General features: G+C 62.8%; 13 protein-coding genes. 3 read left to right on the top strand and 10 right to left on the bottom strand.

Translation table 11 applies throughout. The annotated features are described in order from the left end of the window. Positions 1-7 precede the first annotated feature (7 nt). From OCW50_RS14740 to OCW50_RS14715, 6 genes are all read right to left on the bottom strand, one after another. Positions 8-709, bottom strand: coding sequence for an ABC transporter ATP-binding protein (locus OCW50_RS14740; RefSeq protein ID WP_262298085.1), 702 nt, complete (start codon positions 707-709; stop codon positions 8-10). Then, on the bottom strand, positions 702-1,445 hold the full coding sequence (locus OCW50_RS14735) for an ABC transporter ATP-binding protein (RefSeq protein WP_262298084.1): 744 nt from the start codon (positions 1,443-1,445) through the stop codon (positions 702-704). Before OCW50_RS14735 ends, OCW50_RS14740 begins: the two co-directional genes overlap by 8 nt. Further along, positions 1,438-2,406 carry a branched-chain amino acid ABC transporter permease gene (locus tag OCW50_RS14730; RefSeq protein WP_262269636.1) on the bottom strand — a complete coding sequence of 323 codons (969 nt, stop codon included), beginning with the start codon at positions 2,404-2,406 and terminating at the stop codon, positions 1,438-1,440. Before OCW50_RS14730 ends, OCW50_RS14735 begins: the two co-directional genes overlap by 8 nt. Further along, positions 2,403-3,275: a branched-chain amino acid ABC transporter permease gene (locus tag OCW50_RS14725; protein WP_315974431.1), complete on the bottom strand. Its 873-nt coding sequence runs from the start codon at positions 3,273-3,275 to the stop codon at positions 2,403-2,405. The genes OCW50_RS14730 and OCW50_RS14725 overlap by 4 nt, the downstream gene beginning before the upstream one ends. Positions 3,276-3,337: 62 nt before the next feature. Continuing rightward, a complete protein-coding gene (locus OCW50_RS14720; RefSeq protein WP_262269634.1) occupies positions 3,338-4,555 on the bottom strand; it encodes an ABC transporter substrate-binding protein in 1,218 nt (405 codons plus the stop codon). Then, the gene (locus OCW50_RS14715) at positions 4,552-5,424 is read right to left on the bottom strand and encodes a GntR family transcriptional regulator (protein WP_373371399.1); all 873 of its coding nucleotides are present in this window, start codon (positions 5,422-5,424) and stop codon (positions 4,552-4,554) included. The genes OCW50_RS14720 and OCW50_RS14715 overlap by 4 nt, the downstream gene beginning before the upstream one ends. A gap of 150 nt (positions 5,425-5,574) precedes the next feature. On the opposite strand from OCW50_RS14715, the gene leuC reads away from it, so the two are divergent. Continuing rightward, complete coding sequence (gene leuC / locus OCW50_RS14710) at positions 5,575-6,993, top strand: 3-isopropylmalate dehydratase large subunit (protein WP_262298082.1); 1,419 nt, start codon at positions 5,575-5,577, stop codon at positions 6,991-6,993. Beyond that, positions 6,993-7,631 (top strand): 3-isopropylmalate dehydratase small subunit, encoded by a 639-nt coding sequence (gene leuD / locus OCW50_RS14705; protein WP_262298081.1) that lies wholly within the window; start codon positions 6,993-6,995, stop codon positions 7,629-7,631. Before leuC ends, leuD begins: the two co-directional genes overlap by 1 nt. A gap of 351 nt (positions 7,632-7,982) precedes the next feature. Here leuD and OCW50_RS14695 read toward each other — a convergent pair whose 3' ends face one another. The 3 genes from OCW50_RS14695 to OCW50_RS14685 form a co-directional block, all read right to left on the bottom strand. Next, positions 7,983-9,020 carry a magnesium transporter CorA family protein gene (locus tag OCW50_RS14695; RefSeq protein ID WP_262298080.1) on the bottom strand — a complete coding sequence of 346 codons (1,038 nt, stop codon included), beginning with the start codon at positions 9,018-9,020 and terminating at the stop codon, positions 7,983-7,985. Positions 9,021-9,394: 374 nt separating this feature from the next. Further along, on the bottom strand, positions 9,395-9,532 hold the full coding sequence (locus tag OCW50_RS14690; RefSeq protein WP_262268748.1) for a hypothetical protein: 138 nt from the start codon (positions 9,530-9,532) through the stop codon (positions 9,395-9,397). Between the two features lie 210 nt (positions 9,533-9,742). Further along, positions 9,743-10,012 (bottom strand): helix-turn-helix domain-containing protein, encoded by a 270-nt coding sequence (locus OCW50_RS14685; RefSeq protein ID WP_262298079.1) that lies wholly within the window; start codon positions 10,010-10,012, stop codon positions 9,743-9,745. A 150-nt stretch (positions 10,013-10,162) separates the two neighbouring features. Between OCW50_RS14685 and OCW50_RS14680 the strand changes: the two genes are divergently transcribed. After that, complete coding sequence (locus tag OCW50_RS14680; RefSeq protein WP_262298078.1) at positions 10,163-10,471, top strand: DDE-type integrase/transposase/recombinase; 309 nt, start codon at positions 10,163-10,165, stop codon at positions 10,469-10,471. Between the two features lie 107 nt (positions 10,472-10,578). Here OCW50_RS14680 and OCW50_RS14675 read toward each other — a convergent pair whose 3' ends face one another. Beyond that, positions 10,579-11,736: a mandelate racemase/muconate lactonizing enzyme family protein gene (locus OCW50_RS14675; protein ID WP_262298077.1), complete on the bottom strand. Its 1,158-nt coding sequence runs from the start codon at positions 11,734-11,736 to the stop codon at positions 10,579-10,581. Between the last annotated feature and the right edge of the window lie 195 nt (positions 11,737-11,931).

The raw sequence follows: 11,931 nt of genomic DNA, 5'->3' as shown, positions 1-11,931 counted from the left end.
CTCTCCGTCACATGCCGAGATAGGCGCGCTTGAGCTCAGGATCGTTGCGGACCTGCTCGGCCGATCCCGACAGGGCGATGGTTCCGTTCTCCAGGATGTAGGCGCGCGAGGCGCATTCGAGCGATTGCACCACGTTCTGCTCGACGAGGAGGATCGGCAGGCCCTCCTCATTGAGGCGGCGGATCAGGACGAACATCTCCTCCACGAGGAGCGGCGACAGGCCGAGCGAGGGCTCATCGAGGATGAGCAGGCGCGGTTCCGCCATCATCCCGCGTCCAATGGCCAGCATCTGCTGCTCGCCGCCGGACAAGGTGCCGGCCGCCTGGCCGCTGCGCTCCCGCAGGCGCGGGAAAGTGTCGAAGACGCGTTCCAGATTGCTGGACCGGCGCTTGCGCCCACGCCGATAGCTGCCGAGCTCGAGATTCTCGCGCACCGACATGTTCGGGAAGATCTTGCGGCCTTCCGGCACCTGGATGAGGCCCGCCTCGACGATGCTCGCCGAGGATGCGCCGCTGAGGAGCTTTCCGTCGAAGCGGATCTCGCCATCGTTCGCGCGCAGGACACCGGAGAGAACCTTGTTCAGCGTCGTCTTGCCCACGCCATTGGAGCCCAGCACCGCGACGATCTCGCCGGCGCCGACGGACAGGTCGAGGCCCCGCAGCACCTCCGTGCCGCCATAGCCCGCTCTCAAAGCCCTGACCTCAAGCATGGACGTTCTCCCGCTTCAGCCGCTCGGCCGCGCCGGCCCCGAGATAGGCTTCGATGACCTTCGGGTCGTCGCAGACATCGGCAGGAGGTCCTTCGGCGATGATGCGGCCCTGCGCCAGCACATAGACCTGCTCGCAGAGGTTCATCACGGCCTGCATGACGTGCTCGATCATGAGGATCGTGACGCCCTCGTCACGGATCGTCCGGATGACGGGGATGATGTCGCGGATCTCGGAAGGATTCAGCCCGGCCAGCACTTCGTCGAGCAGCAGCAGCTTCGGCTCCGTTGCGAGGGCGCGGGCGAGTTCGAGCCGCTTGCGGCCCGCCACCGTCAGGCTCGAAGCTGGTTTATCGAGTTCGGGACCGAGACCGACACGCTGGCCTACCCTTTCGGCACGGGCCAACGCATCGCTGCGCTTTGCATGGCGCAAGTGCGCGCCCACGGCGATATTCTCGAGGACGGAAAGGCCCGCGAAAGGCTGAACGATCTGGAATGTCCGGGCGATGCCGCGGCGGGCCCGCACATGCGGCTCGTCACGGCTGATATCCTGCCCCTCGAACAGCACGCGCCCCTCGCTCGGCTTCTCGAAGCCGGAGATCAGGGTGAAGAGGGTCGTCTTTCCGGCGCCGTTCGGGCCGATCAGGCCGGTAATGGAGCCTGCCTCCGCCTTGAGGGACGCTCGGTTGACGGCCACGAGGCCGCCGAACCGCTTGGTCGCATTCTGCACCTCAAGCATGGCGAGCGGCTCCTCTCGATCGGGCAGAGCGGCGCAGGAGGCCGAGGATGCCCGCGGGAGCGAACGCGACGGCCGCAACCAGAAGTCCGCCGAACACCATGAGATCGATGCCCGGAACGCTGCCGGCCGCGAGCTTGGTGATCTCGCTCAGCCCGTGCAGGGCCACCGCGCCGACCAGAGGCCCGAACACGGTTCCAAGGCCGCCGACGATGGGGGCGAGGATCGCCTCCACCGAAATCCAAGTGCCGTAGGCGATATTGGCATCTACATAGAGGAAATACTGGGCATAGAGGCCGCCGGCCGCCGCCGTCACGGCCCCGGATACAGTGATCGCCCCGAGCTTCACCCGCAGCGTATCGACGCCGAGCGCCTTGGCCGCCGCCTCGTTCTCGCGCACGGCCACGAGTTGTGCGCCGAAGCGCGAGCGCTCGATCCAGCGGGTCAGGAGGAGCACTGAGCCGACGAGAGCCAGCGCAATCCAGAAGAAGGTGCCCCGGCTCTCGAACTGGAAGTTGCCAGGCCGCACATCCAGCTTGATCAGAACGCCCGCAGCTCCGCCCGTGAAGGTCGCCGCATTGGCGAGAATGCGCAGCACCTCGGCGAAAGCGAGCGTCACCAGGGCGAAATAGGAGCCGCGAAGGCCCGACCGGAAGCTCAGATACCCGATCACCCAGCCGACGGCCGCGCCCGCCACCGTTCCGATGGCGAAGGCGATCCAGGGATTGATGCCGAGGCTAACCTGGAGCAGCGCAGCCGCATAGGCGCCGGTTCCGAAGAAGGCGGCATGGCCGAATGAGAACTGCCCGCCGAATCCGCCAAGGATGTTCCATCCCTGCGCGGCGAGGGCGATGATGAGGGTGAATACAAGGAAGTTGAGAACCGTGTTCGCCGTGATGAAGGCGGGCACGAACGCCAGGAGTGCGATCAGGACGACGATTGGGGCGATGTCACGGAATGTCATGCCTTCGCTCCGAACATTCCCGTTGGCCGTACGAGCAGCACCAGGATGAAGATGAGGAAAATGCCGATCTGCCCGAGAGAATCGCCGAGGAAAAGCCCGCAGAGGCTCTCGATGACCCCGATGAACAATCCGCCGAGGAGAGCGCCTGGGATCGATCCCATGCCGCCCAAGACGACGATCGTGAAAGCGACCAGCACGAAAGCTTGCCCGATGCGCGGATTGACGTAGAAGGTGGGCATGAGCAGGCAGGCCGCCACGGCGAGGCAGGCGCAGCCGAGCCCGAATGTCACGGCATAGACATGGGCGACATCGATGCCAACGAGGCTCGCACCGAACTTTTCCTTGGCAACGGCCCGGATCGCCTTGCCGGTATCGGTGCGCGCGAGCAGAAGCCACAGGAGCACGGTGACCAATAGCGCCGCTCCGAAACCGATCAGACGGGGCTTGGAGAGTAGAAGCGGCCCGAATTCCACGACCTGAAAGCCGTAATCGGTGTTGAGCGTGCGCGTGTCCGAGCGAAATCCGGCCAGCAAGGCGTTCTCGATCGTGATCGAAAGCCCGAGGGTCACAAGCAGGATGTTGCTGTCGTTGCCATGGCTTGCCGGCCCGATGACCAGACGCTGAACAGCATAGCCCAACCCGAAGAAAAGTGGCGTCAGCGGCAGGATTGCGAGATAGGGATCGAGGCCGAAGGCGTCATACGCAATCCAGACGGCGAACATGGCCGCGGTGAGAAGCGCGCCATGGGCGAAATTGATGATGTGAAGAACACCGTAAACGAGGGTAAGGCCAAGCGCGATGAGCGCATAGACGGCACCCGTCATCAGTCCGTTTACGACGGCCTCCGCTATGATGGCGGGTGAATACATCATCGAAATCACTCCTCAGAGGCCTGGGGGGCGAATATGCACCCCAGGGCCATTGCTCAGGATCAGCCGGTCACCGGGAAATGCGGCTTTGCATCCGCGAAGGTGTCGGGGAAGATCACTTTGATGTCTTTGCCCTGAACCTGCGTGTTGACCGGCGCCGCGCCCATGTTCTGTCCGTTGACGAACTTCGTCTCGCCATAGGGCATGATGTGGTCCTTGAAAGTCGAGGTGTTCAGCGCCTCGATAATCTTCGCGCGGTCGGCCGAGCCCACCCGGTTGATGGCGTCGGCCAGGAGCATCACGCAGGAATAGTTCAGCGGCACGTTGTATGCGAAGACCTTGCCCTGCGCCTCCACCTGCTTCTTGAGCTCCAGAGCCTTCGGGTTGCGCGGATCGTACCAGTGATTGCAATCCATGATCCCGTTGGCGGCTTCGGGGAATTCCTTCACGAAACGGTAGTTGGAGGCCGCGCCGTTCAGGACGGCATAGACCCCCTTGGGCCGGATGCGCTGCTGTTGCATCGTCCGTGCGAGCAGCACAAACTCACCGAAATAGCTCGAGGGGATCACGAGATCCGGATTGAGCGAGCGGATGCGCAGGGCAACATTCGACATGTCGCGCGCGGGTGTCGGATGCGCGATGGTCTCGAGGATCTCGAAGCCGCGCTTCGGCAGTTCCGCCTGCATGAGCTTGGCGAGACCCGAGCCGAACAGGCCGTCTTCATGCACGAGCACGACCGTCTTGGCGGGCTTGCCGGCACTGTCGTTCAGCTTCACCAGATTGTCGAGCGCGAATCCGGTGACGATGCCGAAGCCGGGGGCGAAGCGGAACGTGTTCTTGAGGCCACGCTGCACGATCGGGTCGCTGACGCCCACATCGACGATGTAAGGCAGATCGTAGCGCGCCGCGGCCTGGGTGGCCGCCAGGCAGATGGGGCTTGCGAATCCGCCGACGATGGCGGCAACGCCATCCGCCTGCATCTTCTCGACCTCCTGGGTGCCCGCCTCGGGGTTCGAGCGGGCATCGCCGAACACCATCTCGATCCTGGCCCCGCCGAGACCCTTGAGGCCGCCGGAATCGTTGATCTCCTTGATGGCCATTTCGGCGCCCATGCGGCCGAACTCACCATCCTGGGCGAGCGCGCCGGTGACAGGCTGCAGAATGCCGATCTTTACGGATTGCGATTGCGCGCGCAGGTAGGCCGGCATGGCAAGCACAGCCGCCGAGGCGGCCCCTGCGCGCAGGATCGAACGGCGCGTCGGGCGCGTGATGTTCTTCATGTCGATGTTCTCCTCTGGTTGGACACCCGCACCGGGCGGGGCTTTGGCTTGAGGCTCTTCGGCCCCTCAGCTTTGCGCTTTTTCGGCTCGGGCTTTGCGGTGGAAGGCCTTGCCACCGGATTCCATCGGCGGGCGCCAACGGCGCCGGTCCGCACAAGGTCCATATGGAAGGAGTAGCGATCCGGCCTGTAGAGGGCATGGAGGTGCTCCACACCCTGGCCCGACGGATCCCACACGACACGGGTGAGCGAGAGAAGGGGCGAGCCGATCTCCAGCGCCAGAGCCTCGGCCACGTCCGGTCCGGCCAAGGTCGCGCCGATGCTCTGGCTCGCCTCCTCGACCACGATGCCCGATCGCTCCAGGAGCCCGAGGAGCGGCATCGAGGCGAGATCGGCCTCGGAATAGGTGACGCCGATGCGCTCCGGCACATGGGTAACGAGATAGGAGAAGGGGGCCCCATCGATGAGACGCACGCGGATTGAGCGCTGCGCCCGCTCCCCCGGCCCAAGCCCGAGCGCCGCGGCAACGCCCTCCGACGGGTTCACATAGGCAAAGGACAAAAGTCGCACGCTGGTCCGGCGACCCATCTCGACCAGATGGGACAGCACGTTCGAGAGATCCGCCACGATCGGCTGCACCGAGCTGTTCTCTTGAACGAAGGTTCCCGAACCGGGGCGGCGGTCGATGAGGCCGTCGATGGCCAGGGTATCGAGCGCACGCCGCACAGTCACGCGCGACACCCCGTACTCGGCTGCAATCGAAAGCTCTCCCGGCAGGCGGGAGCCAGGCTCCAGCCCTCCGTTCAGAATGCGCTCGCGCAGGAGAAGATAGATGCGCCGCGCTTTGAGGGGTTCGACTGCGTCCACCAAGGCCGTCCGCTCCAATCTGCAACAGTGTTGACTGCTGAAAAGGACAGATACCTGTCTACCTTATAAGACATTTCCCTTGCGTCAAGCCGCCGCTTTGGAAATACTGGCGATGCTCTGACATGACCATGAGAGCGCATTCGGGAGAGCGATATGGCGGGAAGCCCCTCCGGTCCGCGGACCCTGTTCGACAAGCTATGGGATAGCCACGCGATCGTGACGCGGGAGGACGGACAGACCCTGCTCTGGGTCGATCGCCACTTCGTGCACGAGGGTTCGTTCCATGCCTTCAATAAGCTGAAGGAGCGCGGCGCCAGGGTTGCGCACCCGGAACTCACCTTCGGCGTCGCCGATCACTATGTGCCGACGCGCCGTTCCGGACGCAGCATCGATCCCACCATCCAGAACATGATCGATCAGCTGGAGCGCAACACGTTGGAGAACGGCGTGTTGCTGTTCGGACTCAACGATCCGCGCCAAGGCATCGTCCACGTGGTGGGTCCCGAGCAGGGCCTGACGCTTCCGGGCCTGCTCATCGTCTGCGGCGACAGCCACACCTCCACGCATGGCGCCTTCGGCGCATGGGGTTTCGGCATCGGCGCCTCGGAGGTCGCTCATGTGCTGATGACGCAGACGCTCTGGCAGCGAAAGCCAAAGCGCATGCGCATCGCCGTCGATGGAACGCTGGCGCCCGGAATCGGCGCCAAGGACATTGCCCTCTCGATCATTGCGCGCATTGGTGCCGACGGCGCGCAGGGACATGCGGTCGAATATGCGGGCTCCGCCATCCGTGCGCTGTCGATGGAGGGGCGTCTCACACTGTGCAATCTCTCGATCGAAGCCGGTGCGCGCTGCGGCATGGTCGCTCCCGACGAGACGACGATCGCTTACCTGCGTGGCCGTCCCTTTGCGCCTGCGGGCGACGACTTCGAGCGTGCAGCGGAGGATTGGCTGCGGCTGAAGAGCGACGAGGATGCGGAGTTCGACCGTGAGATCGCCCTCAATGGTTCCGAGATCGCCCCGGTCGTGACCTGGGGCGTCAGCCCCGAGGATGCGCTGCCGATCACGATGGCAGTGCCGGATCCCGAGGCGATCTCGGATCCGGGCAAGGCTGCCCAGATTCGGGACGCATTGGCCTATATGGATCTCAGGCCGGGACAGAAACTGACCGAAGTTCCCATCGATCGCGTCTTCATCGGCTCGTGCACGAACAGCCGCATCGAGGATCTGCGGGCGGCCGCCCAGGTGCTCTCCGGCCGCAAGGCAATGGTGCCAGGCCTCGTCTCGCCCGGCTCATCCCTGGTGAAGCAGCAGGCGGAAGCGGAAGGCCTCGACCGGATCTTCAAGGAAGCCGGGCTTGAATGGGTCGAGCCAGGCTGCTCCATGTGCGTGGGGATGAACGGCGACATCGTGCAGTCCGGCGAGCGCTGCGCGTCGACAACCAACCGCAATTTCAAGGGCCGTCAGGGACCCGGCGCACGGACCCATCTCATGTCGCCGGCCATGGTTGCGGCAGCCGCCGTGACCGGATCCCTCGCCGATGTCCGTCCCCTGATCGAGGAGCGATCCTGATGCAGCCCTTTCAGCGCCTCACCGCCCCGGCGTGTCCCCTGCCCTACGCCAATATCGACACCGACCAGCTGATCCCGGCCCGCTTCATGAAGCGCTCACGAGCCGAAGGCTATGGCGGCTACCTGCTTCACGACATGCGCTTCTCGGGCAACGGTACGGAGATCGCCGACTTCCCCCTCAACCAGACGCCCCATCGCATTGCGCAGATCATCGTGGCAAGACGCAATTTCGGGGCGGGTTCCTCACGCGAGGCTGCTGTCTACGCCCTCGTGGATTATGGAATCCGTTGCGTGATCGCGCCGAGTTTCGGCGACATCTTCGCGTCCAATGCCGTCAACAACGGCCTTCTTCCTGCCAAAGTGGGCGAGAGAGACGGTGAGGCACTGATCGGGCTTCTCCAGGAGACTCATGCGGAACTGACCGTGGATCTTGAGACGCAGACGATCTCTGCGAAAGAAATCTCGATTCCATTCGCCATCGATCCTGTCTGGCGGACGAAGCTTCTGAACGGCTGGGATGATATCGATATCACCCTCAGCCAAGCCGATGCCATTGCGCTTTTCCGAGAATTGGATTCTTCGATACGCCCGTGGGTGACACCGAGGATACGCGACGGCGCAGGCCAGACGACCATATGAACCTTGTTGATTCTGGCGTAAATCCTGCCTACGGGCGAGAAAGCCGCAGATGCACTGCAGTTCCCTCATGCGGCGAGCAGGTGAAACTGCTCCGCGAGCGACAGCAGCGGCCTGCCGACAGACTTCGTCTGCTGTTTATGCAGCATATGAGCCAACCCGATACCAACCCGGATCGCCAGGGCACTGACAGCGTGTGGCGGTACGGGCCGCATCTCGGACCTTCGTAGCCCCTTCGGACCGTTTGGTCCCATGAGGATTGCTACCCTCGGCCTCACTTCTCAGGCGTGTCATGCGAGACGCTTCGAACCTGCAGCACTGGCCGGGGCGTGAGCGATACTTTCAGGTGCCCCTTCAGATCCACCCTCTGCGACGGGCCAGACCGGCCGCGATGCCGATGAAGGCCCCCAAGGCGCCGACGACAACCCAGAAGCCGATGACGCCGGTCTGGGTGTAGGGGGTCTCGAAGTTCATGCCGAACACGCCCGCCACCGCCCCAATCACACCCAGCATCACCGTGACGAAGGTCAGCCGCCGGACCAGGTCGTTGGTCGCCTCCGCGGTGCGGGTCGTGAACAACTCAAACGAGCCGTTCACCAGTTCGCGGGCATGGTCGACCGCGTCGACGGCCCGCTCGAACCGCCGCTCGAGCGACTGATAATGCGCAGCCGCGTCGGCCTCGAAGATCTGAGCAAAGTCCGGACGCGAGAGGCCGTAGAAGATGGGGCGCTGCTGGTTCAGGAAGTGACGAAGCTGGGAGACCTTGCGTCGCATCCCCACCACACCGGCCAGCAGGCTGCGGCGTGCCGAGTGCGCCAGCATCGCCTCGTCGAGCCGGTCCAGAAACTCCTCAAGTTCGCTGACGGCCTCGAAGTAGGTGCTCAGGTGCCAGTCCAGAAGCGAGGCCGCGAGCGCCGGCGGGGTGAGGGCTCCGATCACGGTTTCGCCCTTGCCCTGGTCACGGAAAGCCTGAAGGAAGGGCAACTCGCCATCGTGAACGGTGATGATCCAACGCGGGCCGACGAGGAAGTCCAGGTGGACGGGGAGCCATTTGGTGAGGGCGCGATCCCCGTTGCCGTTCTCTCCGCGCGAGAGGCTGACGACGTCGAACTGGAAGTACTCGCCGTAATTGTCGAGATAGGGCGCCTCTTGCGGATTGAGCAGTTCCCGGCTCGAGCCGCGGTCGAGATCGAAGAGGCGGGTCAGATGCTCCACCTCGTTGCGGTCTCGGCCATTGACGTCCACCCACAGGAGCGTCCGCTCGTCGAGGCCGACAAGGCATTGCTGGTCGAGTTCGACCTCCTTGTCGTGTCCGTCGGCGTTGTAGAGAAACGCCTGGATCACGGCCAGATCCCGCGAAGGACGAGTCTCGGCAGGAGTATTCGCGGTCAAGCTCGGCTGCTCCAGCACACCATCATCCCGGCCCACAATCCCACGGACGCCTTACGCCGCATCGGGGATACGCCAGCGTCATCTGCATGTGTCGGCATCATGCCGAGGCTCCGATCACTTGCCCGAGGCTGGCCGGCAAGAGACGTGTTCCAATCGAAGAGCCCAGGGACGCGACGAACAGAATCGAGGCACGCTTGAATGACGGTTTCGCCTCCACGCCTGATGTGCATGAATGAACACCTTGGGAATCCTCTACGCCTTGAAAACGAACCATGAGACGTTCCTGCCTGAGATGCACGCGCTCATGAGGGCTGAACGGAAGTGGCAGGCGGGTTATTCCAGGGCGAAGCGATAAAATATCTCGGGAACCGCGCTCAAAGAATGGCCGAGTAGGTGATTATGGCGATGGGCACCGTCACGCAGATAGCAGTCGTCACCAGCCTCTCAATACGGTCAATTTCCGCCTCAGCATCTCTGATTTTTGCATGAATTTCCAGATCTTGCATACTCATCAATCTATCCAAAAACATCATTCAACTATGAGATACTAACGTTTGGCGAGCGTGCTTGATCCAGCAAGCGCGGCCTTGAAGGGGTGCTGAGCGGGCCGGGATGGCAGTCTCAGGCCCTTAGAGCATTTTTCGGCGAAGTGGATCCGGTTCGCCGTTAAAAAATGCGGCACAGCCAAGAAGAGAGGTGATTCCACACCAGTGGAAACAGCTCTAGGCGGCAACTCCGTCACCTCCCGCACGGACGGAGCGGTCAAGGTTGTACTCATCATCCGGCCCCATGTGACCGTGAAGCGGGTCGACGTCTCCTGCCGCCCGCAACATCTGATCGCTCGAGATGTGCACCGGCACGTCTGCGGTTTGGATCAGGCCGTCCGCCTGCAGATCTTGCAGGATTCGGTTGAAATGGACCGTGCTGGTACCAGCCGCATCGGCCAACTCAACCCGGGCGAGCGTCAAGGTTAAGTAATAACTTTGCGTCATAAGGCTAAGGTCAGCCCAGTGCCACTACCGGACCTCTCTCTTTCGACGATTCATCTTGAGGAAACCCGTCGCGATCTGGCGGGTTCTTGATGCGTTCAAACAAGCGGTCCTCGCCGCACCCGGTTGCCTGCGGGATGGCTCCTTGCCTCCATGCTGTCCGGCCGGCGTGATAATGGTCCAGCGTATCGCTTCCTGCGCCTGCACAACGAAGAGCTGATGCCGGACGATGTGGGACACCGCAGCACGAGATACTCGAAAAACATCCTTGAAGCGAATCATGGCGCGCTCAAGCGCGTGATCCGTCCGACGCGCGGCTTCCAGAGCATGGAAACCGCCGCCGCAACTGTGATGGGTTTCGAAGCCATGCGCATGATCAGCCGCGGCCACAGCATCCAGCGGGAACGTGGAGCGACAAGCGAAATTCGTCTCGTCAATCAGCTCTTCGGTGTTGCCGCCTGAGCGGCCGGTTAAATCGGATCCATTATGCCATTATCAAGTTACGGCAACGGTGTTTCCCATAGGCGACCTCTGGGACTTTGGAGCTGCGGGCGGCGACGCATGAAGCCTTAATCAAAAACGCCATAGCCTGCGACGGCGTTGTTGCGGACGCCTTCGAGGTTCAATTCGACGCCAATGCCCGGCGCATCGGGCAAGGCGATGTGCCCGTCATGGACAATCGACTTTCCACCGTGAGGGACATGGACATAGCTGTCCCACACCTCGCGCTCCTGAAGGGCGTGCCACTCGAGGACGAGGAAGTTCGGCACCGAACCGCAGACGTGGCAGGTGGCCATAGTGCCAAGCGGAGTGGATACGAGATGCGGAGCGAAAGGAAGGTAGTAGATCTCCGCGAGATGCGCGATTTTCCGGCTCTCCGAGAGCCCTCCACACTTGGGAACGTCCGGCATCACCACGTCGGCGCACTGCCCCTGAAGGAGTTCGCGAAACCCCCAGCGCAGATAGAGGTTCTCACCGACGCAGATCGGTGTCTTGCTGCGCATACGTATCTGCTTCAGCGCTTCGACATTCTCTGCCGGGATCGGTTCTTCCAGCCAAAGCAAACTGAAGCGCTCCATCTCGCTGGCAATGCGGCAGGCGCTCGGCACATCGTACCGTGCGTGAAGGTCGATGCATAAATCGATGTCCGGCCCGATTGCGTCGCGAACTGCAGTCACTCGCTCGATCATCGAGCGCAGTTCTGCGCCGTTAATGGTGTGATTGGCCGCGTCGAACTTCGCCTGGTGCTCCAGATTGTCGATATCGAACTTGAGGGCTGTGAAACCCTCCGAGACCATACGCCTCGCTCTCACGGCGCAACCCTCCGGGGATCCTGAAGAATCGTCTCCGTCTCCGCAATCGGCGTAGAGGCGGATGCGGTCACGGAACTTGCCGCCGAACATGCGGTACAACGGTTGATCCGCCGCCTTGGCTGCGAGATCCCAAAGTGCCATCTCGATACCGCTGAGCGCGATCAGAAAGATGCCCGATTGTGCTCCGGAGAAAACGTGCTTGCGCCGGATCTTCTCCCAGCACGATTCGACGTTGCGAGGATCCTCTCCGACCAGTTCCGGCTTCAACTCGGAGATCAGACCCACGATCGCCGCAGCGCCGGCATCGGGGTTGGCCTCGCCATATCCCGAAATGCCCATGTCGGTATCGATCCTAATCAGCGTCGCCTGACCGTGATAGGCAACAACTGCCGTCTTGACGTCGGTGATCTTCATCGGTTTCCCCGTTACGCCGGAGGGTGGGCCCGCCGAACGTCCGCCCCGGCCGAGCCCACTTGACGCACCCATTCGATCGGCGCTGCCGTCGAGGCCCACCCTGTCTTTCGAAGCGGAGCGCCCCGAAGCGGTTGCAGCTTTCCATTTTGTTACTAGCCTGGCCTCTTCTGCAGGCATCACTGATCGCCAGCGAGG

The organism is Microvirga sesbaniae (assembly GCF_025460805.1).
Taxonomy (GTDB): domain Bacteria; phylum Pseudomonadota; class Alphaproteobacteria; order Rhizobiales; family Beijerinckiaceae; genus Microvirga; species Microvirga sesbaniae.
The sequence above is the reverse complement of the archived record's forward strand: the minus strand, read 5'-3'. Positions and strand labels throughout refer to the sequence as shown.